Below are 23900 nucleotides of genomic sequence, written 5' to 3'. Positions count from 1 at the left end.
GAGGCTCAGGCGCTTTCGCGGTTGACCATCGACATGCCGCTGACACCGGGCAGCACCGGCGCTTCCAGCGGCGAGGCCAGCCGCTCCGCCGCGCCGACCAGGATCAGCGAGGCTGCGGTGTTCGGGTCGACCTGGTACTGCGACCCGCCGGCGTACTTGACCAGCTTGTCGCGACTCTCGACGTCGGTGGCGAACATGATCCAGACCGGTTCTGAGTTCTTGCTTTCCATGGTGGTTACCTCTGCAATTGGGTGGACGGGGCGTGGGTGAGTAGCTGAAGGCGTAATGGCTAGGCCACCTCGAAGGCATCGGCGAGAACGAGCTGCGCCGGAGTGGACGGGACGAGGCTGGTGATATCGGCGGCGGCGGGCCCCCGGCGGAATTGCTCGTGGAGCAAATCCTTTGTCTCACTGACGATTTTGGTGAGCTGGTTGGGCTTGGCGTGGCTGACGAAGTCGCGTCGGTTCCACCACATCATCTTGGTGCGGTAATGCTCGCTGGGGTACGGCGTCGCCGGGATGGGCGCGACCACAGACCCTGACGAGCGCCAGCTGTTGAGCACCGGCACCGCGGCCGTGCACATCGTGTACTGGAAATCCAGCATGACCATCATGTAGAAGCAGCTGCGCGCCAGCGCGGTGGTGAGTAAAGGGTTGCGGCCGGCGGCGTCCGTGACCCAGCCGGACTTCATCTCCAGCACGCCATAGGGCACGCGTTCGTCGATCATCCGTCGCACATCGTGTTGACCGGGCTGACCCGCCCACTCCTCGACGGCATGCGAGTCGGCCGATGAGCCCAACGCGATGGCGCGGTAGCCACCGACGACGTGGCCGGAGTCGGCGACGACGGCGCCGAACATGATCGTGTCGCTACCGGTACGCAGCGCTTCGAGGTCGAGTGCGGATTCCACGCCGCGCTTGCTGTAGCTGCGCACCGCGCCCGCGGTGTACTCAGCCCACAACTCCGGGTCCGCCGACGGCTCGGAGACCACAAGGGTGCCCTCGATGTCGGGATCGGGCCAGCTATAGCTCTGACCGAGGGAGAATGCTCTGACGGCGGTGCCCACGGATGTCGGTCTCATGGGGCTCCTCTCCCGAGAGTGCAGACCGGTGATTCGTAAATCTGCCATGTTTCATTCGTTTAGTATCGTTTGCACTTCTAGAAATACCAGACGTTATTACCTGAGCGCAATATGTGGACTGTCCGGCTTACTGGACGCACAAAACCTGAGCCCCTGGTATGTAATTTCCGACGAGCGCGCGGTCGCGCCGGTTCCATCAGGGCGCTGAGCAGCGACGATCCGGTGTCCGCGACACAGTTCCGCCACGGACTTGACACCTGTAAAGTCCGTCGAATGGACCGCATCAGAGGTAAGACCATCGTCATCACCGGCGCTGCTCGCGGCATCGGCTACGCCACTGCGCAGGCGCTACTGGCCCGCGGCGCCCGGGTGGTCATCGGCGACCGGGACCTCGACGTGCTCGAGAGCGCCGTCGCCGGCATCAGCAGCCTGGGTCAGGTAAGCGGTCATCCCCTCGACGTCACCGACAAGGAGTCGTTCGCGGCCTTCCTCGACAAGGCCCGCGCCGACGGCGGCGGGCACATCGACGTGCTGATCAACAACGCCGGCGTCATGCCGGTCGGCCCCTTCCTCGAGCAGTCGGCGCAGGCCATCCGCTCGTCGATCGAGGTGAACCTCTACGGTGTGCTGACCGGTTGCCAGCTGGTGCTGCCCGACATGGTGAGGCGCCGCAGCGGGCACATCGTCAACATCGCATCGTTGGCGGGCATGGTCGCCGTTCCCGGCCAGGTCGTCTATGCCGCAACGAAATTCGGTGTGGTCGGGTTGACCACGGCGCTTGCCGACGAATTCGCACCGCAGGGCGTCGCCGTCTCTGCCGTGTTGCCGACGTTCACCAACACCGAACTGATCGCGGGCACCACCCCGTCATCGGCGCAGAAGCCCGTCGAGCCCGCAGACATCGCAGCAGCGATCGTGAAGGTGCTCGACAAGCCGAAATCCCGCGTGTCGGTGCCGGGTTGGGGCAAGTCGTTCGCCGCCGTCGCAACGCTGGTGCCGGACCGCGGCCGTCGTTGGCTCAACAAGAAGATGGGCAACGACACGGTGTTCCTCAACTTCGACACCACCGCCCGCCGCGCCTACGAAGACCGTGCGCAGCACGCGACCGGGGTCGTCGAGCACAAGGAGTGATCAGCGCCCGCGCGGCGCGTACATGATCACGCCGACGCCGGCCAGACAGACCGCCGCGCCGACGAAGTCCCAACGGTCGGGCCGAAAGCCGTCCGCCACCATGCCCCAGGCCAGCGATCCGGCGACGAACACGCCGCCATAGGCGGCCAATACCCGACCGAACTGCGCGTCAGGCTGAAAGGTGGCGACGAATCCATAAGCGCCCAAGGCGATTACCCCCAACCCGGCCCAGATCCAGCCGCGGTGTTCGCGCACGCTCTGCCACACCAGCCACGCGCCCCCGATTTCGAGGACCGCGGCGATCGCGAACAGCAGTATCGACTTCGCGACGGTCATGCGTCAGCCGAAGGTGGCGGCGCTCAGGCTTCTGATGGTCTGGGACTCGGTGTTGTCGAACGCCGCTCCGTCCGGCCGCAGCAGATCGTGGAACCAGACCTTGGGCACTTGGGAGTACGGGTGGTTCCACGAATCCCACGGGAAGTAGGTCTGGGTCTTGCCCGCCACCAGTCCCCAGTTGATCGCTCCGACGTTGTGCCGCTTGGCAACCGGCAAGATCGATTCGACCGTGCTGCCCTGGGTGCGGGCCATGTACTCGGTGCACAGGATGGGTCGACCGTGCGGGGTGAGTTCGCCGATGCGGGATTCGAAGGCCGAGGGTCCCGCGTAGGAGTGGAAGCTGATCACGTCGGAGTTGGCCAGCTGGATGTTCTGAATTGTGGTGCGGCTGCCGGGATCTGCCCATGCGCCGTCCCACACACCGCTGGTGAGCGGTTGTCGCGCGTCCACCGACCGCGCCCAGTTGAATACCTGCGGCAGCAGGTCGGCGACGCGGTCCAGTTTGTCGGCGCGCTCGACACGGGCGTACTGCGGCGCGGGGTTGTCGGGCTCGTTCCATACATCCCAGCCCAAAACCCGGTCGTCGTTGCGGAATTGGGTCATCACACCAATGACGTACTCCTGCAGGGTGCGGGTGTAGCGCTTGTCGTCGATGCGCTCGGCGCCGGGGCCCTGTACCCAGCCGGAGTTGTGCACGCCCGGCGTCGGGGCGTGCTGTGGGCCGAGCTTGGGGAACGGGTCCCAGCACGAGTCGAACAACACGAACAGGGGCTTGATCCGGTGCCGCGCCGTGATGCCGACGAACTGGGCGAGGCGCGTCTGGAAACCGCGGGCGTCCTGTGCCCACAACTGATCGTGCAAAAAGACCCGCACGGTGTTGAGCCCGTGGGCCCGGGCCCAGCCGAGTTCCTGATCGATGCGGCGCGGGTCATACGTGCCCGGCTGGAACATCTCGAGTTGGTTGATCGCGGTGGAGGTGATGAAGTTTGCGCCGACGGGCCAGGCCTGCCCTTGGTACCAGCGGTTCGCCCGATCGGCGGACCATCGACTCGACTCGGCGGACGCCCGCGGCGGGTCAGCCGACGCGCGGGGCGCCTGCGCCAGTGCGGTGCCCGCCGCCAACAGCAGCGGAAGTTTCAAGACAGTGCGGCGGTACACAACGTGACGATAAATCTCGGACGGCGGAGTTCCCGGTATTCACGTAGCGCGTCGTCGAGTTGTTATCACGCTGTCACCAAACGTGATCAGTGCCTCGCGGCGAGCTTCCGCTCCATCGCCAACGCCTGAGCGCCTGCCGTCAGCGATGTCGCCGCCGAGGTGGCGATCATCGCCCATCGGCCGGGCACGACCGCCACCTCCTCGCAGGGATGGTCGGCGGTCGAGAGCGCGGACACCAATTCACGTATGCGGTCGGCACTTTCGCTGGCGTCGGGACTCAGAACGCGGGTGGCCGCGCCAGGACCGACCTCGGGGTGGCGGGCCATGAACTCCCGCAGAAACAGCGCACCCGTGACTTTCGGATTGATGTCCTGCACGGCGGCCACCGCCGTGTCGCCGAAGACCCCGCCGATGGTGCCGACGGCGAAGTCGATGCCGCAGTGCAACAGACCCAGGCGTTGGTGCAGATCGGTCATCGTCGCACGCAGCCTCGAGTAGACGCTCGGATCCAAACCCAGGCCCGACCACTCGGTGAGGCCGACGAAGATGTTGCCCCTCCACGACGTGCCGCGCATGAACTGAAGAGTGAGACCGTCGAGCAACTCGCCTGAGCGAACGTGCGCCGACGGTGTGGTCAGCACGCGTTCACCGCCGACATCCCGCTCGAAGTAGGTCACGTGTGCCTCGAGCACCTGGTCGCCACCCAGCTCCCAGGCGCTGGCGGCGAGGTCGACAAGGCGGGCGGTGTGGTCGAGTTCGATGCCCGGGGTGATCCGTCCGCCGTTGCCGCCGTCGGAGGGCTTCAGGCATGCGCGGCTCAGGCCATACCGCTCGCGCAGTAGGGCACCCGCGCGAAGTAGATCGCGAACGAAATCGCCACGGCTGTCGCGCCGCTCGACGGCGTAACCGGGTAGCACCCGGATCGGCGCGTGCAGCGCGGCGAACGCCTCGCTGGCTCGGTGCTCACACTCCAGAATGACCGGCCCGGGCCGGCCTGCGACCTGATGGTCTAGATCCAGCGCGGCCCGCACCGTCGGGTGCAACATGCGCTTGCGATTCCAGATGCCGAGGCGAAAGTCGTTGGCGTCGACCCGAATCCGCTGTAACCCGGCTGCCCGGGCCAGCCACGTCGCGAATAGCTGGAATTCGGGCTCGAAGTCGTACGGGCACATCACGGTCGACGGATTCGCGCGCACGAACTCGATGACCTGCCGCATCACCGGATCCCGGTCGCCACCGTCGACCGCCCGGCGCAACAGCGCCTGCGACAGGTAATAGTAATCGGCATCCGGAAGCATTAGGCGTTCAACGCCTTTCGGTACCACCGCGCGCTGCCAGGGTTGGGTCCGCCCGATGACCAGGTCGCCGCGACGAGACAGGTAAAGGCCCCGGGCCTCGACATAGGTGGTGAGATCCAGCACTGGGCGCCCCTGCACCATCGCGCTGAGGTCGGTTTCGAAACTGCTCGCATAAGGCGTGGTGGAGTGCACCATGAGCCGCGGTTGATCGGGGCTCGGTGGAGCGAATTCGATATGCTCGGAAACCATTTCGGGCAGTTCGCCGGGTTCGATCGAGAGCAGCTTGCGGGTGGCGATGGCGAAGTCGGTGTCGTCGAATCTCAGTGGCCCGGCATAGCTCTGCCAGTCGATCTCGTCGCCGTCGACAACGACCGCCCATTCGTGGAATTCGCCCGTTAGCGGGTGGGGCGAGATCCGCGAGCGGCTTATGCAGTCAATGCGCACCGACTCACTATCGCGCCGAATCGCCTTGCCGCACCGAATCAACGGGAAAGACTAGCCAACAACACAGTGAACAGACAGGTCCGATTGCGCGGTGACCAGCGAACTCTCAGCAGATTGCTAGCTCAAAGCCCTGTCGATGTCGGCGATCAGATCGTCCGTGCCTTCCAAACCGACCGAGATGCGAACAACCCCGTCGCCCAGACCAATCGCGGCGCGACCTTCCGGACCCATCGCGCGGTGGGTAGTCGTCGCAGGATGTGTGACAAGGGATTTCGAGTCGCCGAGGTTGTTGGAGATGTTGATCAGCTGTAGCTTGTCGAGCACCTCGAACGCACGGCCCTTGGCCGCGCTGTCCGGCACGTCGAGTTCGAACGTCACGACGGTGCCGCCGCCGGACATCTGCCGCTTGGCAAGGTCATACTGCGGATGCGACGTCAGGAATGGGTAGCGCACCCACCGCACCGCGGGGTGACCTTGCAGGAACTCGGCGATCCGTTGCGCAGAGGCGTTCTGGTAATCGACCCTGATCGCCAGTGTCTCAAGCCCTTTGAGCATCACCCAGGCGTTGAAAGCGCTCATCGCGGGCCCGGTGTGCCGCATCAGCTTCTGCACCGGTCCGTCGATGTATTCCTGGTCGCCCAGAATGGCGCCGCCGAGGACACGCCCCTGGCCGTCGATGTGTTTGGTGCCCGAGTAGACCACCACGTCGACACCGAGCGGAAAGCCTTGCTGCAGAAGCGGAGTCGCGAAGACGTTGTCCAGCACCACCTTTGCGCCTGCGGCGTGTGCGAGTTCGGTCACCGCGACGATGTCGACCAGCGACTGCATCGGGTTGGACGGCGTCTCGAAGAACACCGCCTGCGTCGGGACCGAGAGCGCCTCCTCCCACTGCGCCGGGTTGTCGCCGTCGACGAAGACGGTCTCGACGCCCCAGCGGGGCAGGATCTCGCTACACACCACGAAGCACGAGCCAAACAGGCTGCGGGAGGCCACAAGTCGGTCCCCCGCGCCCAGTAACGCGCCCAGCGACGTGAAGACTGCGGCCATGCCACTGGCGGTCGCGAAGCACGCCGGGGCACCCTCGAGCAGACGCAGCCGTTCCTCGAACATGCTGATCGTCGGGTTGCCATAGCGTGAGTAGACGTATCGATCGACCTCGCCGGTGAAGGCCTGCTCGGCCTCGGCCGCGGAACCGTAGACGTAGCCAGACGCCAAATACATGGCCTCCGAGGTTTCCTCGAACTGCGACCGCAGGATCCCACCGCGCACGCCGATGGTGGCCTGGCTGACGCCGTCGGGCAGCGGGTCCGGAATCCGGACCGACGGGACGTCCTCCTTGGTCACGACTGCTTCCAGGGCAGACCGATGGCCCGCCAGCCGCGTCCACCGCGGTGACTGTCGCCGTCGAGCTGGCCTTCGAAGCCGTCGATCACGTTGTAGGACGGGCTGATTCCGGCCTCGGTTGCGGCCTCGGCCGCTCCGATCGACCGGTTGCCGGACCGACACAGAAACACCACCGGACGGTCACCGCCGGACGGGACGTGCTCGAGCAGATCGCCGACGAAGTTGTCGTTGGGCTTGCCGTCGAAGTCATTCCACTCGATGTAGACGACATCGCGGCCCAGGCTGGCCAAGTCGGGGACGCCGACGAACCGCCATTCGGCATCGGTGCGGACGTCGACGAGTACCGCCTCGGGATTCTCGCTGAGCAACTTCCACGCCTGCTCGGGGGTGATATCTCCTGCGTAACTCACCTGCGTGAGTCTGGCACATCGGGCTGGGCGGCCTCCAACAGGGAAGCGGGCATGGCTACCAGAGCCGGCGCAGCGCGGCCGACACATCGCGAGCGCGGCCCCGGGCGGTCGTCACGTCGGCGGCGGTGACGACGGCGGCACCGAGCGGGCGCCGCGCCCCAGACTCATCGCGAGCGAATACCCGGACGTCGCTCTCGGTGGTGCGCAGCGCGTCACCCAGCGCGGCTCCGCCGCGCGGTCGCTGACCCGCCCCGTCGACGCCGGCATAGATCACCTCTGCCGCGCCCGGCGAGATCATGATGGTGTCGGTCGACAAACCCAGGATGGCCCGCGCCTGCAACTCGAATTCCGACAGCCGCTGGGTGCGCACGGTGACCAGCCCGCTCTCGAACGGACGGGCCGTCACATCACAGAAGTAGACCTCGTCGCCGCGGACCATCAGCTCGACGCCGAACAGCCCACGCCCGCCGAGCGCCTTGACGACGCGGGCGGCGATCGACTTCGCGGCGTCCAGCGCGGCGGGGCTCAGATCCTGCGGCTGCCACGATTCCTGCACGTCACCAATGGCCTCGCCGTGGCCGATCGGCTGGCAGAAGTCCAGCGTCGGCCCGGACGGTCCCTCGCCGCGGATCGTCAACAGCGTCACGTGGAAGTCGATTTCGACCAGCGTCTCGGCCAACACCCGGCTGCGCCCGCCGGTGGACACGGCCCGTTGCCAGGCCTGCTCGAGATCGCCCGGCAGCAGGACCACCGACTGGCCTTCGCCGCCGACCGCGGCCACCGGCTGCACGCGCAGCGGATAGCCCGCGTGGTCGGCAATGGCACGCAGCTCGTCGATCGACCCGGCGAACCAGAAAGGCGCGGTCGGCAGGCCGAGCTCATCGGCGGCCAGCCGGCGCATGCCCTCCCGGTCCGCGGTGAGTCGCGCACACCGCGCGCTCGGAACGAATTCGGCGATGCCGCTCGCTGCGACGGCGGTCAGCGCGTCCGGCGGCACGGCGTCGGACGCGGTCACCACGAAATGCGGACGCAGCCGCCGGATCGCGCCGCCCACCTCGTCGGCGTCCGTCAGGTCGAGCAACAGCGACTCGTCGGCAGGGACATTCGCGCCCGGCTCCTGACCGGCAACGATCACGTGAGCACCCAGCCGCCGCAGCGCGGTCGACAGTTCGCGGCAGAACTCTCCCGTGCCCAGCAACATCACCGTCGGGCGGTCGGCGTCGCTCGGCTCCGGTGGCGGTTCGTTGTGCGGCGTGGTCACGGTGCTCAAGGATAGGTGGCCCGCTACGGCTGGCCGGGCAGCAACCGGATCATCAGGCCGTTGGCCTCGGCCAACAGCGTCTCGCCGTCGAGCAGTTCGCCGCGCACGAATGCCTTGCGCCCCTCGGTTGCGGCCACGTGGCCGCGGACTACCAGCGGCGCGTCGATCGGCGTGATCTTGCGGTAGTCGACGTGCAGGAAGCCGGTGCGGCTGATCGGCCGGCCGGCCGCGTGCACGACCATGCCGAAGACGTGGTCGAACAGCAGCGGCAGCACGCCGCCGTGAACCGCGCCGTTGCCGCCGACGTGGAATCGGCTGAAATGGCCGCGCATCTCGACGCCGTCGGGGTCGTAGCGGCTCATCGTCCAGGGCGGCAGCAGCAGGCTGCCCATCCCGGGCAGTTGCGGCGACCGGCCGGCCGGGGCCTGTCCCTCACCGGCCTTGAACGGCGCAAGTTGCTCGGCCAACGCCTCGGCGTGCGCGGCCGCGTCATTCCAGAGGTCGTCGCTGGGATCAGCGGACACCGCGAGATCTTGCACCCGACGCATGGCCGCGACGAAGCGGCCGAAGCCCGGGCCCGGGCTGGCGGCGCCGTATTCCGGGAAGCCGCCGTGATGGTCGTACTCGGGGTCCAGCGCTTCGGGCGACTCCGTCATGGGCGAGCCGTCAGCACGTCGCGACGCACGATGGTCTGGTCGCGACCCGGGCCCACACCGATGCACGAAATGTGTGCTCCACCAAGCTCTTCCAGCCGCAGCACGTAGTCACGCGCCTTCGCGGGCAGGTCGTCGAATTCGCGGGCCTCGGAGATGTCCTCCCACCAGCCGGGCAGTTCCTCGTAGATCGGCTCGGCGCGCAGCAGATCGCTCTGCGTCATCGGCATCTCGGGCGTCTCCTTGCCGTCGATGCGGTAGCCGACGCACACCGGGACCGTCTCCAAGCTGGACAGCACGTCGAGCTTGGTCAGGAAGTAGTCGGTGATCCCGTTGACCCGGGTGGCGTAGCGCGCGATCACGGCGTCGAACCAGCCGCAGCGCCGGCGCCGGCCGGTGGTGACGCCGAACTCGCCGCCGGTCTTGGACAGGTACTCGCCGTTCGCGTCGAACAGCTCGGTCGGGAACGGGCCCGAGCCGACCCGGGTGGTGTAGGCCTTGAGGATTCCCAGCACGGTGGTGATGCGGGTCGGGCCGATGCCGGAGCCGACGGCCGCACCGCCCGCGGTCGGATTCGACGACGTGACATAGGGATACGTGCCGTGGTCGACGTCGAGCAGGGTGCCCTGCGAGCCTTCCAGCAGGACGGTCTCGCCTGCCTCCAGCGCGGTGTTGAGCAGCAGCCGGGTGTCGGCGATGCGGTGCTTGAAGCTCTCGGCCTCCGCCAGCAGGTTGTCGACGACCTGCGTCGCATCGAGGGCCTTGCGGTTGTAGATCTTGACCAGTACCTGGTTCTTGAATTCCAGCGCGGCTTCGATCTTGTTGGTGAGTTCTTCGGAGTCGAGCACGTCGGCGACCCGGATGCCCTGGCGGGCGATCTTGTCCTGGTAGCAGGGACCGATTCCGCGGCCGGTGGTGCCGATCTTCTTGTTGCCCATGTAGCGCTCGGTGACCTTGTCGATGGCCACGTGGTAGGGCATCAGCAGATGCGCGTCGGCGGAGATCAACAGCTTGGAGGTGTCGACACCGCGGTCCTCGAGTCCCTTCAGTTCCTCGAGCAGGACGCCCGGGTCGATCACCACGCCGTTGCCGATGACGTTGGTGACGCCCGGTGTCAGCACACCCGACGGGATCAGGTGCAGGGCGAAGTTCTCGCCGTTGGGCAACACGACGGTGTGCCCGGCGTTGTTGCCGCCTTGGTAGCGAACGACCCATTTGGTGCGGCCGCCGAGAAGGTCGGTGGCCTTGCCCTTGCCCTCGTCGCCCCATTGGGCGCCGATCAGGACGATTGCCGGCATGGCTTACTCCTGTTAAATCCCACGTATTCAGGCCGCTTATTGTGGTCCAGCCGGTGACCCACACTATCTCAGCCGTTTGCGAGGACGCTCCTGAATATCACGCCCGGCGACGATGCAGGCCGAATCGGCCTGAGGAGGAGGCGGGCACATCGACGCAGACGTGCTGGTTTTCGCCTTCGACACTCCACTGCCGCGCGCGCTGCGAGGACTCACGGTAATCGACGGCGACGACGTCGATGCGACGCTCGCGACCGCGCGCCGGGTGGTGGTCGTCGGCGGTGACGCCGACTTGGCGTCGGTGCTGACGCGGCTGCTGCGTGCCGAGCTGCTGAAAGTCGAGGTGGCCTACGTGCCGCGCGGTCGCACCCCGGCGACCCGGGCCTACCGACTGCCGGCGGGTCGATGGGCTGCGCGGCGGGCGGTACGCGGGTCGGCACGCCGGGTGCCACTGATTCGCGACGAGACCGGTTCCGTGATCACCGGATCCGCGCTCTGGCGGCCCGCCGACGGGGAGGCGTTGTTGCGCGGCGAGGCGGTCGTCGATGACGAGGTGTTGTTCGACGGCGATGTCGCGGAGGTGGTCGTCGAGCCGACGGCGGCGTTGCCCGGGTTGCGGGCGCGGGTGTCGGGCACGCGTCGCTGGCTGGTCGGGCGGGCCGCGCAGTTGGGCGGCGTTGGGGTGCTGGTGGTGCGCGACGGCGTGACGGCGGCTCGGCCGGTGCGCCGCTCGACGATGTACCGAAACACGGAGGGCTGGCTAGCCGTCCGGTGACGAGTGCCGCCAGGCGCGAGGAGCCGGCGCATCAACGCCGTCCGGTAGCTTCGTGACGTGAATATGCCTGTGCACCAGTCGGTGCGGCCCAGCCTGATCTTCTGGGCAATTCTCGGCGTCGCCGTCCTCGGCGGCGGGTTGGCGTACTGGGTGGGCGCGGAGGTCGGGCCGCTCTCCTACCTCGCCGTGTTCGTTCTGGTGATCGCGGGCTGGGTGGTATCGCTGTGCCTGCACGAGTTCGGGCATGCCTTCACCGCGTGGCGCTTCGGCGATCAGGACATCGCACTACGCGGTTATCTGGACCTGGATCCGCGGCGTTACATCAGCCCGGTGTGGTCGATCCTCATACCGATTCTGATCACGGCGATCGGCGGGATCGGGCTACCCGGCGCGGCCGTATATGTGCGGACGGCCTATATGACGGCCAAGCAGCGCACGCTGGTCAGCCTCGCCGGGCCGGCGGCGAACCTGGTGTTGGCCGTCGCGCTGCTCGAGGCGGCCACCCTGTTCTTCGACCCGATGCACCCGGTGTTCTGGGCCGGCATCGCTTTCCTGGGCTTCTTGCAGATCACCGCGCTGCTGCTGAACCTGCTTCCGATCCCGGGCCTGGACGGCTACAACGCCCTCGAGCCGCATCTGAGCCCGGAGACACAGCGGGCGCTGGCGCAGTTCAAGCCGTACGGCTTCCTGCTGCTGTTCGTGCTGCTGCTCGCGCCGCCGCTGAACCAGCTGTTCTTCGGACTCGTCGACGACGTCTTCGAGCTGTCCGGGCTGTCGGGCTCCGCGTGGCGGCTCGGCGCCTGGCTCATGCAGTTCTGGCGCCACTGACCCGAAAACCATCCTTGCAATACATGCGCAGATCCGCATATATTGCTGGCTATGGGCGCCGGCCACGATCACGCCAGTCCGGGAACGCCGGCACCCCGGCTCGCGATCGCCACTGCACTGCTCGGCGCATTCTTCGTCGTTGAGCTGACGACCGCGCTGCTGATCGGCTCGATCTCGCTACTGGCCGACGCGGGCCACATCCTCACCGACGTGGCGGCAACCTTCATGGGACTGTGCGCGGTCATCCTCGCCGCGCGCGGCAGCACTTCGCCCGCCCGCACCTACGGCTGGCATCGCGCGGAGGTGTTCACCGCCGTCGCCAACGCCGTGCTGTTGATCGGGGTGGCCACGCTGATCCTGCGTGAGGCGATCGGGCGCATCGGCCAGGCGCCGGAAGTGCCCGGCGCACCGATGATCGCCGTCGCGCTGACCGGGCTGGCCACCAATGCCGTCGTGGCGCTGCTCCTGCGCTCGCATTCCACGGAGAGCCTGGCCGTCAAGGGCGCCTACATGGAGGTCATCGCCGACACCGTAGGCAGCATCGGCGTCCTGATCGCGGGTGTCGTCACGCTCACCACCCACTGGCCCTACGCCGATGTGGTGGTCGCCGTGCTGGTGGCGCTGTGGGTGCTGCCGCGGGCGCTGTCGCTGGCCGCGGGCGCACTGCGCATCCTGTCCGAAGCCTCGCCCAGCCACATCGACGTCGACGAACTGCGGGCGGCGCTGGCGGCGGTCGACGGGGTCACCGAAGTCCACGACCTGCACGTGTGGACCCTGGTGCCGGGAAAGGACATGGTGACCGCCCACCTGGCCAGCCGCGACGGCTCGGGACGGATCCTGCACGACGCCCAGTCCGTGCTGGCCGCGCGTGGACTCGACCACGCCACGATCCAGATCGATCCGGCCGGGGACGACGAATGCGCGCCCGGCTTCTAGCTGAGGCCGAGGCGCTCGCGGGCCGACGGGTCGCAGTCGTCGAGCAGATCCAGACACCGCGCCTGCTCGTCGGTTTCGCCGATGGCGTCGGCCGCGCGGGCCAGCGCCGCAACGCAACGCAGAAAGCCACGGTTGGGTTCGTGCGAGAACGGCACCGGGCCAAAGCCCTTCCAGCCGTTGCGGCGCAATTGATCCAGGCCACGGTGGTAGCCGGTGCGGGCGTAGGCGTAAGCGGTGACGGCCTTGTCGTCGTCGAGCGCGTCTTCGGCCAACGCCGCCCAGGCGACCGACGCCGACGGGTGCGCAGCGGCGACCGCGGTCGGGTTGTCGCCGGCCTCCAACTGGTCCTCGGCCTCCGGGTCACCCGGCAGCCGGATCGGGTCAGGTCCCAGCAGATCGTGCATCGGCGTCATGTCGCTATTGTGCCGTGCGGCGAGCACGCCGCGACGCCGGGACTGGCGTCGGGTCGCTAAGCTCCAAGAGGTATTTCGAGACCGAAGAGGACAGCTGCGCCTATGCCCACTCCATCAGGGTCCGACCCGGACGCCGTCGAGAACGATGCGACCACCGAGCAGGCGCAATCGGAGGCCGACACCACCGTCGAACCGACTTCCGGCGCCGACGAAAAGACCACCGAGAGCCCGCACGCAGCGGACCCGGAGACCGAGGTGATCGGCCCGTCCGGGCCGGAGCAGCAGCCGCCGGTCCCCCAGCTTCAGCCAGGCGAGCGCCGCTATACCGCTCCCGGCTTCGACGCCAAGGAAACCGCGATCATCGACGCGGCCAGCGACCCCGCCACCGAGGTCTTCGCCCAGGGCCGCCCGCCCACTGGCGCCCAGCCCGGCGCGAGAGCCGCTACGCCGCAACTGATTCCGCCGCGGCTGGGCTCTAAATTCCGGCCGTCCGGCCAGCGCAGCTGGGGCTGGGTGCTGGCGCTGATCCTGATCATCCTGGCGCTCGCGGCCGTCGCCGTGCTCGGCACCGTGCTGCTGACCCGCGGCGACCGGCAGTCCAACGCGTCGCGGGAAGACCAGGTGCGCAACACAATTCAGAGTTTCGACGCCGCGGTGCAGACCGGTGACCTGACCAAGCTGCGCACCCTGACCTGCGGCAGCATGCGCGACGACTACGTCAACTACAACCAGCGCGAGTGGAACGACGTGTATCACCGCGTCGCGGCTGCCAAGCAATATCCCGTCGTCGCCGACATCGACCAGGTGGTCGTCGACGGAGACCACGCGGAGGCCAACGTCACCGCGTTCATGGCGTACGCGCCGCAGACCCGCTCGATGCGCAGTTTCGACCTGCAGTATCGCGACGACCAGTGGAAGATCTGCGAGTCCAAGTCCGGCTAAAGCTCTTTGGGCCCGCCGCGGCTAGCTGACGGACTTGCCGTTGCAGTGCAGGTCGTTGCACGCCTCGATGACCCGCTCGGTCATCGACGCCTCGGCCTTCTTGAGGTAGCTGCGCGGGTCGTAGACCTTCTTGTTGCCCACCTCGCCGTCGACCTTGAGCACGCCGTCGTAGTTGGTGAACATGTGCGCGGCCAGCGGCCGGGTGAACGCGTACTGGGTGTCGGTGTCGACGTTCATCTTCACCACGCCATAACGCAGCGCCTCTTCGATCTCCGACTTCAGCGAGCCGGACCCGCCGTGGAAGACGAAGTCGAAGGGCTTTGCGCCATCGCCCAGTCCGAGCTTGGCCGCGGCGACCTTCTGCCCCTGGTCCAGGATGTCGGGGCGCAGCTTGACGTTGCCGGGCTTGTAGACGCCGTGCACGTTGCCGAAGGTCGCGGCCAGCAGGTAGTGCCCGTGCTCGCCGTGGCCCAGCGCCTCGATGGTCTTCTCGAAGTCCTCGGGGGTGGTGTAGAGCTTGTCGTTGATCTCGGCCTCGACGCCGTCTTCCTCGCCGCCCACGACGCCGATCTCGACCTCGAGGACGATCTTGGCGGCGGCGGCCAGCTTCAGCAGCTCCTGCGCAATCTCCAGGTTCTCGTCGATCGGCACCGCGGAGCCGTCCCACATGTGCGACTGGAACAGCGGATTTTGACCCGCTCGCACCCTCTCACTGGAGATGGCCAGCAGCGGGCGCACATAGGTGTCCAGCTTGTCCTTCGGGCAGTGGTCGGTGTGCAACGCCACATTGATCGGGTACTTGTCGGCGACGACGTGGGTGAACTCGGCCAGCGCGACCGCGCCGGTGACCATGTCCTTGACCCCGAGGCCGGAGCCGAATTCCGCGCCGCCCGTGGAGAACTGGATGATCCCGTCGCTGCCCGCGTCGGCAAAACCCTTCAGCGCTGCGTTGACCGTCTCCGACGACGTGCAGTTGATCGCCGGGAAGGCGTACTCGTTCTCCTTGGCACGCTTGAGCATCTCGGCGTAGACGTCTGGCGTCGCGATAGGCATGAGGTCTCCTCCTGAAGTATCGGCCTAGTATCGCAACACCGCGGCGGCGACTGCAGGCCGCCCGGTAAAGGCGGGGTCAAATCGCCGGTATCTTGAACACCGTGAGCACCGCCATAGTGGCCCTGCCCAACATCCTCGACCCGATGTATTGGATCGGTCCGCAGGGGCTGTTTGCATCGGCCGTACTACCGACGATCCTGGCCATCGTCTTCGTCGAAACCGGTCTGCTGTTTCCGCTGCTGCCCGGTGAGTCATTGCTGTTCACCGGTGGTCTGCTGGCCGCGCACGGGACACTGGACATCTGGGTGCTGGCGCCGGCCGTGGCCCTGACCGCGATCGCGGGTGACCAGACCGGCTACTTCATCGGCCGCCGGATCGGGCCCGCGCTGTTCAAGAAGGAAGACTCGCGGTTCTTCAAGCAGCACCACGTGACCGAGTCGCATGCGTTCTTCGAGAAGTACGGACCCGCGGCGATCATCCTGGCCCGCTTCATGCCGTTCGTGCGGACGTTCACCCCGGTCGTTGCCGGGGTCTCCTACATGCGCTACCCGGTCTACCTGGCCTTCGACATCGTCGGCGGCATCCTGTGGGGCGGCGGGGTGACGATCGCGGGCTACTTCCTGGGGAACATCCCGTTCATCCACCAGAACCTGGAAAAGATCGTCCTGGGCATCCTGTTCGTGTCGATGATGCCGGCGTTCATCGCGACCGGCCGGGCCTATCTGAAGCGCAAGCGGGCCGCGAAAGCCGACGACGAGAAGCTGACCGTCGGGGACTAGCTCGGTGAATCGCCGTAGCGCCCTGCGCGCCGGACTGATGGGTGCGGGCGTGCTGGCCGTCGGGTGCACCCATCACGATCCAGCGCCATCACCTCCTGCGCCCGACTTCACTGCTCTCGAGACGCAACTATCGGGAAGGCTGGGGGTGTTCGCCCTGGACACCGGGTCGGGGGCGACCGTGGGCCACCGGGCAGACGAGCGCTTCCTGATGTGCTCGACGGCCAAGACGTTGGCGGTCGCGGCCGTGCTGCGTCAGAACGAGCGCCGACCGGGCCTGGTCGATCAGGTGGTCCGCTACGGACAAGCCGACGTGCTGGAGTGGGCCCCGGTGACCGCCAAGCATGTCGACACCGGCATGACGGTCGGCGCGCTGTGCGACGCGGCGATCACGGTCAGCGACAACACCGCCGCCAATCTGCTGGTGGGCTTGCTCGGCGGACCGCCGGCGGTCACAGAGTTCGCGCGGTCGCTGGGCGACTCCATCACCTCGGTCGATCGCCTGGAACCGGACTTGAACGTGACCTCCCCGGGCGACCGGCGGGACACCTCGACACCGGCGCAGATGGCCCAGAACCTGCGCGGTTTGAGTTTGGGCGATGGCCAGCACGCGGACGCTCGTGACCGGCTCGTCGCCCTCCTGAAGGCGAACACCACGGGAGGTCAGTGCATCAGAGCCGGACTGCCGCAGAACTGGGTTGTCGGGGACAAGACGGGCTCGGGTGCGCAAGGCGAGAGCAACGACATCGCAATCGTCTGGCCGCCGGGCCGCCCGCCGCTGGCGATCGCGGTCTACACCGACCCGACGACCCGCATCTGGTTGCGGAGCAGGCGCACCGCGTGATCGCAGGGGCCGCATCCGTCGCGGCGTCGGCGTTGATTCCGGCTTAGGCCGGCGTGAAGCCCATCGCGACGCCGTTCATGCAGTAGCGCAGCCCGGTGGGCTGAGGGCCGTCGTCGAAGACGTGACCGAGGTGTCCGCCGCAGCGGCTGCAGAGCACCTCGGTGCGCGCCATCCCCATGGTGTTGTCCGTTTTCTCGACTACGGCTTTTTCCAGGGCGCGGTAGAAACTGGGCCAGCCGGTGCCGCTGTCGAATTTCGTCGTCGACGCGAACAGGCTCTGCGCGCAGCCGGCGCAAGTGAACGTCCCGGAGCGATGCTCCTCGTTGAGTGGGCTGCTGTAGGGCCGCTCGGTGTCCGCGTGGCGCAGCACCTCGTATGCGGCGGGCGATAGCATGCGCTGCCACTCCGAGTCGGTGTGGTTGACCTCGTAGGTTTTGGCCGGGGAGCTCGGTGCGCCGGATGCGGTGAAGGCACTCCACGCGCCGGCACCGGCAAGTGCGCCGAACGCGGCGCCGAACAGCAGATTGCGACGGGTCGTCATGAATTCCAGAGTAGCGCCGAACGGCATGAGCTAGATCGACTCTGCGGCCATGGCGGAAAAGCGCGAGTGGGCGTCGCCGTCAGCGCAGAGTCAAACCGTTCGGTCAGACGGCGACCGCGAAATCGCAACCGGTCTTGGCGCGGACGTCGGCGACGGTGACGCCGGGGTGCAGTTCGATCAGCGTGAGGCCGCGCTCGGGGTCGAGGTCGAAGACGCACAGGTCGGTGATGATCATGTCGACCACGGCCTTGCCGGTGACCGGCAGCGAGCACTGCTTGAGGATCTTCGGGCTGCCGTCCTTGGCGGTGTGGTCCATCACGACGATCACCCGCTTGACGCCGGACACCAAATCCATTGCGCCACCGGGCCCTTTGACCATTTTCCCGGGCACCATCCAGTTGGCCAGGTCGCCGTTCTCGGCCACCTCGAGGCCGCCCAGGATGGACAGGTCGATGTGGCCGCCGCGGATCATCGCGAACGAGTCGGCGCTGCTGAAGAAGCTCGACCCGGGCAGGCTGGTGACGGTCTGCTTGCCTGCGTTGACCAGGTCGGGGTCGACGTGGTCTTCGGTCGGGTAGGCGCCGATACCCAGCAGGCCGTTCTCGGATTGCAGCGTGACCTTGATGTCGTCGGGAATGTAGTTGGCCACCAACGTCGGAATGCCGATGCCGAGGTTGACGTAGTAGCCGTCGCGCAGTTCCTTGGCGGCGCGCTGGGCCATCACTTCGCGAATCGGGCTGTCCTTCTTGACCGCGGCGCCGCCGGTGGTGGTGCGGAACTCGATCCGCTTCTCGTAGGCGGGGCCTTGGATGATCCGGTCGACGTAGATGCCCGGGGTGTGGATCTGGTCGGGATCCAACTCGCCGATCTCGACGAGTTCTTCGACCTCGGCCAGGGTCACCGCGCCACAGGTGGCAATCATCGGGTTGAAGTTGCGGGCGGTCTTGCGATAGATCAGGTTGCCGGACTTATCGCCCTTCCACGCCTTGACGATCGCGACGTCGGCCGTAATGCCTTCTTCCAGAACGTATTCCGTGCCGTTGAAGACGCGGGTGTCCTTGCCCTCGGCGAGGTTGGTGCCGAACGCGGTGCGGGTGTAGAAGCCGGGGATGCCGGCACCGCCGGCGCGCAGCTTCTCGGCGAGCGTCCCCTGCGGCGTCAGCACCAGGTCGAGTTCACCGGCCAGCACCTGGCGCTCGAATTCCTTGTTCTCGCCCACGTAGGAGGCGATCACCTTGTCCACTTGACGCGCTTTGAGCAGCAGGCCCATGCCGAAATCGTCCACCCCGGCGTTGTTTCCGACGATGGTGAGATTCTTGATGCCGCTGTCGACCAGCGCCTGGATCAGGTTCTCCGGAATACCACACAGGCCGAAACCGCCTGCGGCGATAGTGATTCCGTCCTTCAGCAGACCATCCCAGGCCGAGACGGCGTCGGCGTGGACCTTACTCATTGCTCATCCCTTCGTAAGCTGCCACAGCGTGGGCGGCCTCCATCAACGTCCAGCCGGACAACTGCACGGACAGGTCACGTTCGGGAACCTCCGAGGCAGTCACCGCGCCACCGACGAACTGCGCCCTCTGCCCGCCCACCGCCGGAAGCTCTGCGGTCTCGTCCCACGACGGGCCGAATAGCGGTAGCCCGTCCACGGTTTGGCGGTTGTCCCAGGCCGCCTGTGCCGACGTCAGCACGATGCGGCGGGCGGTGTCGCGGGCTGTGGCGTCATCGACCGAATCGCCCGGCAACGTGGTGGCGACGAACGCCAGGTAGCGGGCGGTGATGCCAGCGAACAGGCCGCCGTCTCCCCCGCCGGATCCACGCAGTACGCCGTCCGGGGCCATGTGCTCGGCGACAGCGGCGACCAGGCGATGCACGCGCGGCGCGTGCCGGTCGTCCTGGGTCCGGGTGGCCAACTCGGTTTCCAGGCCGAGCACCACGCCCTGGCAGTAGGTGTACTGCGCCCGCACCAGCGAGCCGGCCTTGATGCCGTCGAACACCAGGTGGCTCTCCGGGTCGATCAGGGTCTCGTCGATCCAGTCCGCCATCTGCTGGGCCCGGCGCAACCGGTCGCCGTAGCGGGCCAGGAAGATGCCGGCCGGGCCGTTGGCCGGGGCGTTGAAGAACTGGTCCTGCTTGCGCCACGGGATGCCCCCGCCGTCCTCGGGCACCCAGGAGTTGACGAGTTGTTCGTTCAGCTTGCGCAGGCCGCGCTCTCGGTCCACGCCCGCGATTCGCGCCGCTCGTTCCAGAGCCAGTGCCAGCCAGGCCATGTCGTCGTAGTACTTGTTGACCCAGGATCCGTTGTTACGCAGGCGATGTCCGCGAATCTGCCGGGCGATCTTGACGCGGCGATCGGGCTGCGGGTCGCGCAACTCCGCGTCGACCAGGCAGTCCAACAGATGCGCCTGCCACCAGTAGTGCCAACCGCCGAACCACTTGTCGCGCCGGGCCGGCGGCCACGCCACCACGCCGAGTTGGGTGCCGGGTAACGCCCACAGCTTTTTCAGATGCCGACCAGCGACAGCGGCCTCCGCGCTGACCGCCCGGTTGACCCATACCTGATCCATGACTGCAGATCCTGCCCTACCAGGCCAGGCCAAGGTCGGCGTGTTGGCTGATCCAGGTGTGCATCGCAATGCCGGCGGCGACGCCGACGTTGATGCTGCGTGTCGACCCGAACTGCGCGATCGACACCGTCAGCGCGGCGCCGTCGCGCGCGTCGGCGCTGATGCCGGGGCCTTCCGAACCGAACAGCAGCAGGCAGTCGCGTGGCAGCGCCGTCTGCTCCAGGCGCGCGGCACCCGGCACGATGTCGACGGCGACCACCGTCAGGCCGGCGTCCGCGGCGAAGTCCAGTAACGCGCCGGTGTCGTCGTGGTGCCGCAGCCGCTGGTAGCGGTCGGTGACCATGGCGCCGCGGCGGTTCCACCGGCGGCGGCCGACGATGTGGACGGTGTCGACGGCGAAGGCGTTGGCCGCGCGCACCACGCCGCCGATATTGGCGTCCTGGCCGAAATTCTCGATCGCGACGTGCAGCGGGTGCCGGCGAGTGTCGATGTCGGCGACGATCGCCTCGCGCGTCCAGTAGCGGTACGCGTCGACAACGTTGCGGGTGTCGCCGTCGCGCAACAAATCCGGGTCGTAGCGCGGGTCGTCGGGGAGCGAACCTTCCCACGGTCCGACGCCGGCCGCGGGAACGCTCCACTCCGTCGGGCCCGGCAGGTCGGTCACTTGAGCGTCCACACCGCGGCGTGGGTGCCGACGATCGACACCGTGGCATACAGCAGGGCGTCATTGAGGTCGCCCTGCGTGCACAGCGACGCATTGACCCGCACCGCGTCCAACGAGGCCTCGGGCAGGACCAGCACCGACGACCCGTAGGCCGCGCAGGCCGGGTTCAGGCCGGGCGGCGGCAGCGTCGGCGCGACCACCAGCATCATCGGACCGCCGCGAGCCGCGGAGTCGTCGCGGTACTTGGCGGCGATCGTGCTGGCCTCCAACCCGAGCAGCATGTAGCCGGTGCCGGTGAACGCCGCCGGGTCGCCGAGCGACTGCTGACTGAGCTGCGTGCCGTCGGTCCGCCACGCCGCGGCGCTGGTTGTCCGGACCACCAACCCGGTGTCACTCTCCTTGGTCGGCAGGACCCCGACCGGGAACGCCGCCGCGTAGGCGGCCGCGGTGTCGGGGATGCGGTCGCGGGGCGAATACAGGTAGACCCCGCGAACGGCGGCGCGTTCCTTCATCGGGCCGAGACAGGCCGTTCCGGTGAGGCGATTGCCGCCGGGTGCGAAAAGCGATTGAATGACAACGTTTTTCACGCCGTCACAGCTGCCGATGCCGACGGCCTCCAATGGGTGCGCCAGGGCGCCGTACAGCCCGAATCGGATGTCGCGCGCGTCCGCATGCGGCTTGGCCGGGTCGGCGGGAGCCGCGTCGACGTCGACGAGCACGTAGTCGTCTTGCCAGCGCAGGTTCGAGATCGAGGTGTTCCAACCCAGGACCGCCTGCGATTCGCCGATCCGCGCGGTCCCGGCGCCGTAAACCCGTTGCTGTGCGGACGAATTCGAGCAACCGCACAGCAACAACAACGCCGCGATCATCGCGAGGACAGTGCGCACGGCGACTAACTCAGCCCGAGGTCCGCCAGACCAAGCACGCTGCGGTACGGAAAGCCCTCGGCCTCAATGGCTTCGGCCGCACCGGTGGCGCGGTCGACCACGGTCGCGACGCCCGCGACCTCGGCACCGGCCTCCAGCACCGCGCGCACCGCGGTCAGCGCGGAGCCGCCGGTGGTGCTGGTGTCCTCGACCACCAGCACGCGCTTACCGGCGATGTCGGGCCCTTCGATAAGGCGTTGCATGCCATGGGTTTTCACCGATTTACGCACGACGAAGGTATCGATCGGCCGCCCGGGCGCGTGCATGACGGCGGTCGCCACCGGGTCGGCACCCAGCGTGAGGCCGCCGACGGCGGCGTAGTCCCAGTCGGCGGTGAGCTCGCGGACCAGGCGACCGATCAGCGGGGCGGCCCGGTGGTGCAGGGTGGCTCGGCGCAGGTCGACGTAGTAGTCGGCCTCCTTGCCGGACGACAGGGTGACCCGGCCGTGCACGACGGCCAATTGCCGTACCAGATCGGCTAATTCGGTCTTGTCAGGTCCGGCCACGGCCCCGCCCGAAAACGCTCGTGAAGGCGCGTGACACCGGTCGCGGCACCATCCGGGTGACGCTGGTGATCGCCTTGTACTGCAGCCCGGGAATGATCAACACGGTGCCGCGGGCGACGTCGGCGAAGGTGGTTCGAACCACGTCGTCGACCTCGAGCCACATGAACGACGGCAGCGATGCCATGTCGATGCCCGCGCGGTCGTGGAATTCGGTGTGCACGTAGCCCGGGCACAGCACGTGGATGCTGACGCCGGTGCCGCGCAGCCCGGCGGCCAGGCCTTCGGTGAACGACACCACGTAGGCCTTGGACGCCGAGTAGGTCGAGCCGCGACCCGACAGCAGGCCTGCCACGCTCGCGACGTTGATGACGGTACCGGCGCCCTTGTCGATCATCGCCGGCAACGCGGCGCGAGTCAGCTGGACCACCGCGGTGACATTGACGTCGAGTTGGCGCTGCAGCAGGGCGGGGTCGGCGGTCCAGAATTCGCCGGAGGTGCCGAAGCCGGCGTTGTTGACCAGGGCATCGACGCCGCCGGCGGCCAAGCGGTCGGCCACCTTGTCGCGACCGGCGGAGTCGGCGAGATCGGCGGGCAGCACCTCGACCTTGCGGCCGCCCTCGGAGGACAGCTCCGCGGCCAGCGCTTCGAGGCGGCTGACATCGCGGGACACCAGCACCAGGTCGTAGCCGTCGGCCGCGTAGCGCCGCGCGAATCCCTCGCCGATTCCGGATGTGGGCCCGGTGATCAGGGCGACGGGGCGAGGCACGGCGCCAGTGTACTGAGCGCGAATTCGCTCAGAGGCGGGCACATCGGTACCCGCCGCGGCCGGAGGCCGGTGTGGCGGATGTGAATTCAGCGCTGGTGGTGCGACGCCTGGTGACCATTGCGCCCGGTCGGCGGGCGGCGGCTCGGCTCTTGCCGCGCGGGCGGCGGGGTCGCAGTGGCTCGCGTCGAGGCCCCACCCTCACGGGCGGATGTTTCGGGCTGGCGCTGCGGCGTCTCGGCGCGACCGGCGGGCGCCGGGGCGAGCGGACGGCTCGGCGCCGCCTTGCGGCGACTGGGCGCCTGCGATGCGCCGGAGCCCGACTGCGGCACCGGGGGCAGCACCCGCAGCAGGTCGTTGAACTGGCGGACCGTGCGCAGACCCTCGTCCCACTGGGCGCGGGTGCTGCCGATCGGCATGCTGACCAGCGTCCAGTTCTGCTCGTTCCACATGATCTCGGCGCAGTCGGGCGCGGTGTGCGCGAAGGTGACCATGCGGCGATCGCAAGCGCGCCGGGCGGCGTCGAGGTTGGTGGAGTACACCATCCGCGGCCCGATCGCGCCGAGCAGCCAAATGTCGTTCTCGCGAGGCTCTTTCAGTCCCTTGAGCCGGACGTCGACCACGACGTTGGTGCCGACCTTGCGGTGCAGCGCGATCACGGTCGCGACCTCTTCGAGGTCGAAGATGAAGACGGCCTCGCCGCGGATCTGGCCGAGGACGACGTTGCGGGCCGGGATGTTGCTGCCGACGGTCGACATCACGCCGCGCTTCCACCGCTTGAGGATCTCAGTGGATTCCGGCTCGTAGTCGAATCCGTGCGAACGAGCCCACGACTTACGGCGCCGTCCTCGTCCCCGGCGGCGGTCGATGTCGACGTACAGCAACACCGCCGCACCGACGAAGCACAGCGCGGAGAGCGTAAACCAAAGCGGAACCATCGCCACGTAGCCTAACC

General features: G+C 67.7%; 27 protein-coding genes. 7 read left to right on the top strand and 20 right to left on the bottom strand.

The window, feature by feature from the left end:
- Positions 1-5: 5 nt before the first annotated feature.
- A complete protein-coding gene (locus PT015_RS20375; RefSeq protein WP_285186825.1) occupies positions 6-230 on the bottom strand; it encodes a hypothetical protein in 225 nt (74 codons plus the stop codon).
- A gap of 59 nt (positions 231-289) precedes the next feature.
- Positions 290-1081: a hypothetical protein gene (locus PT015_RS20370; RefSeq protein ID WP_285186824.1), complete on the bottom strand. Its 792-nt coding sequence runs from the start codon at positions 1079-1081 to the stop codon at positions 290-292.
- Positions 1082-1354: 273 nt separating this feature from the next.
- Here PT015_RS20370 and PT015_RS20365 point away from each other — a divergent pair, with 273 nt between their 5' ends.
- Positions 1355-2212, top strand: coding sequence for an SDR family oxidoreductase (locus PT015_RS20365; RefSeq protein ID WP_285186822.1), 858 nt, complete (start codon positions 1355-1357; stop codon positions 2210-2212).
- On the opposite strand, the gene PT015_RS20360 is transcribed toward PT015_RS20365, so the two are convergent.
- From PT015_RS20360 to PT015_RS20325, 8 genes are all read right to left on the bottom strand, one after another.
- Positions 2213-2548, bottom strand: coding sequence for a YnfA family protein (locus PT015_RS20360; RefSeq protein ID WP_285186821.1), 336 nt, complete (start codon positions 2546-2548; stop codon positions 2213-2215). It abuts the gene before it with no gap.
- Between the two features lie 3 nt (positions 2549-2551).
- Entirely contained in the window at positions 2552-3706 is a 1155-nt protein-coding gene (locus tag PT015_RS20355) for a cellulase family glycosylhydrolase (RefSeq protein WP_285186820.1), read from the bottom strand.
- A gap of 86 nt (positions 3707-3792) precedes the next feature.
- Entirely contained in the window at positions 3793-5448 is a 1656-nt protein-coding gene (locus tag PT015_RS20350; RefSeq protein ID WP_285186819.1) for a hypothetical protein, read from the bottom strand.
- Positions 5449-5565: 117 nt separating this feature from the next.
- Positions 5566-6792: an O-succinylhomoserine sulfhydrylase gene (locus tag PT015_RS20345; protein ID WP_285186818.1), complete on the bottom strand. Its 1227-nt coding sequence runs from the start codon at positions 6790-6792 to the stop codon at positions 5566-5568.
- Positions 6789-7202 (bottom strand): rhodanese-like domain-containing protein, encoded by a 414-nt coding sequence (locus tag PT015_RS20340; protein ID WP_285186816.1) that lies wholly within the window; start codon positions 7200-7202, stop codon positions 6789-6791. The genes PT015_RS20345 and PT015_RS20340 overlap by 4 nt, the downstream gene beginning before the upstream one ends.
- Before the next feature lie 55 nt (positions 7203-7257).
- The gene (gene purT, locus PT015_RS20335) at positions 7258-8463 is read right to left on the bottom strand and encodes a formate-dependent phosphoribosylglycinamide formyltransferase (RefSeq protein WP_285186815.1); all 1206 of its coding nucleotides are present in this window, start codon (positions 8461-8463) and stop codon (positions 7258-7260) included.
- 23 nt (positions 8464-8486) lie between these two features.
- A complete protein-coding gene (locus PT015_RS20330) occupies positions 8487-9119 on the bottom strand; it encodes a PaaI family thioesterase (RefSeq protein ID WP_285186814.1) in 633 nt (210 codons plus the stop codon).
- Positions 9116-10414 (bottom strand): adenylosuccinate synthase, encoded by a 1299-nt coding sequence (locus tag PT015_RS20325; protein WP_285186813.1) that lies wholly within the window; start codon positions 10412-10414, stop codon positions 9116-9118. The genes PT015_RS20330 and PT015_RS20325 overlap by 4 nt, the downstream gene beginning before the upstream one ends.
- Before the next feature lie 199 nt (positions 10415-10613).
- On the opposite strand from PT015_RS20325, the gene PT015_RS20320 reads away from it, so the two are divergent.
- The 3 genes from PT015_RS20320 (at position 10614) to PT015_RS20310 (ending at position 12950) form a co-directional block, all read left to right on the top strand.
- The gene (locus tag PT015_RS20320; protein ID WP_390888042.1) at positions 10614-11186 is read left to right on the top strand and encodes a peptidase M50; all 573 of its coding nucleotides are present in this window, start codon (positions 10614-10616) and stop codon (positions 11184-11186) included.
- Between the two features lie 63 nt (positions 11187-11249).
- The gene (locus PT015_RS20315; RefSeq protein ID WP_285191199.1) at positions 11250-12014 is read left to right on the top strand and encodes a site-2 protease family protein; all 765 of its coding nucleotides are present in this window, start codon (positions 11250-11252) and stop codon (positions 12012-12014) included.
- Between the two features lie 51 nt (positions 12015-12065).
- A complete protein-coding gene (locus PT015_RS20310) occupies positions 12066-12950 on the top strand; it encodes a cation diffusion facilitator family transporter (protein WP_285186812.1) in 885 nt (294 codons plus the stop codon).
- Here PT015_RS20310 and PT015_RS20305 read toward each other — a convergent pair.
- The gene (locus tag PT015_RS20305) at positions 12947-13363 is read right to left on the bottom strand and encodes a DUF3151 domain-containing protein (RefSeq protein WP_285186811.1); all 417 of its coding nucleotides are present in this window, start codon (positions 13361-13363) and stop codon (positions 12947-12949) included. The genes PT015_RS20310 and PT015_RS20305 overlap by 4 nt on opposite strands.
- 102 nt (positions 13364-13465) lie before the next feature.
- On the opposite strand from PT015_RS20305, the gene PT015_RS20300 reads away from it, so the two are divergent.
- On the top strand, positions 13466-14305 hold the full coding sequence (locus PT015_RS20300; RefSeq protein WP_285186810.1) for an Rv0361 family membrane protein: 840 nt from the start codon (positions 13466-13468) through the stop codon (positions 14303-14305).
- Between the two features lie 21 nt (positions 14306-14326).
- Here the strand turns inward: PT015_RS20300 and fbaA are convergent, their stop codons facing one another.
- Entirely contained in the window at positions 14327-15358 is a 1032-nt protein-coding gene (fbaA, locus tag PT015_RS20295) for a class II fructose-bisphosphate aldolase (RefSeq protein WP_285186807.1), read from the bottom strand.
- 101 nt (positions 15359-15459) lie between these two features.
- Between fbaA and PT015_RS20290 the strand changes: the two genes are divergently transcribed.
- Together PT015_RS20290 and bla are read left to right on the top strand one after the other, a co-directional pair.
- Entirely contained in the window at positions 15460-16137 is a 678-nt protein-coding gene (locus PT015_RS20290; RefSeq protein WP_285186805.1) for a DedA family protein, read from the top strand.
- Between the two features lie 4 nt (positions 16138-16141).
- A complete protein-coding gene (gene bla / locus PT015_RS20285; protein WP_285186804.1) occupies positions 16142-16978 on the top strand; it encodes a class A beta-lactamase in 837 nt (278 codons plus the stop codon).
- Positions 16979-17021: 43 nt separating this feature from the next.
- Here the strand turns inward: bla and msrB are convergent, their stop codons facing one another.
- From msrB to ttfA, 8 genes are all read right to left on the bottom strand, one after another.
- The gene (gene msrB, locus PT015_RS20280; protein ID WP_285186802.1) at positions 17022-17519 is read right to left on the bottom strand and encodes a peptide-methionine (R)-S-oxide reductase MsrB; all 498 of its coding nucleotides are present in this window, start codon (positions 17517-17519) and stop codon (positions 17022-17024) included.
- Positions 17520-17622: 103 nt separating this feature from the next.
- Positions 17623-18972, bottom strand: coding sequence for a 3-oxoacid CoA-transferase (locus tag PT015_RS20275; protein ID WP_285186801.1), 1350 nt, complete (start codon positions 18970-18972; stop codon positions 17623-17625).
- Positions 18965-20086, bottom strand: coding sequence for a glycoside hydrolase family 76 protein (locus PT015_RS20270; protein WP_285186799.1), 1122 nt, complete (start codon positions 20084-20086; stop codon positions 18965-18967). Before PT015_RS20270 ends, PT015_RS20275 begins: the two co-directional genes overlap by 8 nt.
- 16 nt (positions 20087-20102) lie before the next feature.
- Complete coding sequence (locus PT015_RS20265) at positions 20103-20750, bottom strand: TrmH family RNA methyltransferase (RefSeq protein ID WP_285186798.1); 648 nt, start codon at positions 20748-20750, stop codon at positions 20103-20105.
- Positions 20747-21619, bottom strand: a complete 873-nt coding sequence (locus PT015_RS20260; protein ID WP_285191198.1) for a hypothetical protein — start codon at positions 21617-21619, stop codon at positions 20747-20749. The genes PT015_RS20265 and PT015_RS20260 overlap by 4 nt, the downstream gene beginning before the upstream one ends.
- A gap of 23 nt (positions 21620-21642) precedes the next feature.
- Complete coding sequence (gene pyrE, locus PT015_RS20255; protein WP_285186797.1) at positions 21643-22182, bottom strand: orotate phosphoribosyltransferase; 540 nt, start codon at positions 22180-22182, stop codon at positions 21643-21645.
- A complete protein-coding gene (locus PT015_RS20250; RefSeq protein ID WP_285186795.1) occupies positions 22169-22948 on the bottom strand; it encodes an SDR family NAD(P)-dependent oxidoreductase in 780 nt (259 codons plus the stop codon). Before PT015_RS20250 ends, pyrE begins: the two co-directional genes overlap by 14 nt.
- A gap of 86 nt (positions 22949-23034) precedes the next feature.
- On the bottom strand, positions 23035-23883 hold the full coding sequence (gene ttfA / locus PT015_RS20245) for a trehalose monomycolate transport factor TtfA (RefSeq protein ID WP_285186794.1): 849 nt from the start codon (positions 23881-23883) through the stop codon (positions 23035-23037).
- Between the last annotated feature and the right edge of the window lie 17 nt (positions 23884-23900).

It is taken from the genome of Candidatus Mycobacterium wuenschmannii (genome assembly GCF_030252325.1).
Classification (GTDB): Bacteria; Actinomycetota; Actinomycetes; order Mycobacteriales; family Mycobacteriaceae; genus Mycobacterium; species Mycobacterium wuenschmannii.
This window is presented reverse-complemented; position numbering and strand designations above follow the sequence as displayed.

Excerpts from the sequence above, each read along its gene's own strand:
- PT015_RS20275 (WP_285186801.1), bottom strand. The coding sequence starts at position 18,972 with ATGAGTAAGGTCCACGCCGACGCCGTCTCGGCCTGGGATGGTCTGCTG.
- PT015_RS20370 (WP_285186824.1), bottom strand. The coding sequence starts at position 1,081 with ATGAGACCGACATCCGTGGGCACCGCCGTCAGAGCATTCTCCCTCGGT.
- PT015_RS20365 (WP_285186822.1), top strand. The coding sequence starts at position 1,355 with ATGGACCGCATCAGAGGTAAGACCATCGTCATCACCGGCGCTGCTCGC.
- fbaA (WP_285186807.1), bottom strand. The coding sequence starts at position 15,358 with ATGCCTATCGCGACGCCAGACGTCTACGCCGAGATGCTCAAGCGTGCC.
- ttfA (WP_285186794.1), bottom strand. The coding sequence starts at position 23,883 with ATGGTTCCGCTTTGGTTTACGCTCTCCGCGCTGTGCTTCGTCGGTGCG.
- PT015_RS20360 (WP_285186821.1), bottom strand. The coding sequence starts at position 2,548 with ATGACCGTCGCGAAGTCGATACTGCTGTTCGCGATCGCCGCGGTCCTC.
- PT015_RS20330 (WP_285186814.1), bottom strand. The coding sequence starts at position 9,119 with ATGACGGAGTCGCCCGAAGCGCTGGACCCCGAGTACGACCATCACGGC.
- PT015_RS20315 (WP_285191199.1), top strand. The coding sequence starts at position 11,250 with ATGCCTGTGCACCAGTCGGTGCGGCCCAGCCTGATCTTCTGGGCAATT.
- PT015_RS20305 (WP_285186811.1), bottom strand. The coding sequence starts at position 13,363 with ATGACGCCGATGCACGATCTGCTGGGACCTGACCCGATCCGGCTGCCG.
- PT015_RS20270 (WP_285186799.1), bottom strand. The coding sequence starts at position 20,086 with ATGGATCAGGTATGGGTCAACCGGGCGGTCAGCGCGGAGGCCGCTGTC.
- PT015_RS20375 (WP_285186825.1), bottom strand. The coding sequence starts at position 230 with ATGGAAAGCAAGAACTCAGAACCGGTCTGGATCATGTTCGCCACCGAC.
- PT015_RS20300 (WP_285186810.1), top strand. The coding sequence starts at position 13,466 with ATGCCCACTCCATCAGGGTCCGACCCGGACGCCGTCGAGAACGATGCG.
- PT015_RS20260 (WP_285191198.1), bottom strand. The coding sequence starts at position 21,619 with ATGATCGCGGCGTTGTTGTTGCTGTGCGGTTGCTCGAATTCGTCCGCA.
- msrB (WP_285186802.1), bottom strand. The coding sequence starts at position 17,519 with ATGACGACCCGTCGCAATCTGCTGTTCGGCGCCGCGTTCGGCGCACTT.
- PT015_RS20310 (WP_285186812.1), top strand. The coding sequence starts at position 12,066 with ATGGGCGCCGGCCACGATCACGCCAGTCCGGGAACGCCGGCACCCCGG.
- PT015_RS20325 (WP_285186813.1), bottom strand. The coding sequence starts at position 10,414 with ATGCCGGCAATCGTCCTGATCGGCGCCCAATGGGGCGACGAGGGCAAG.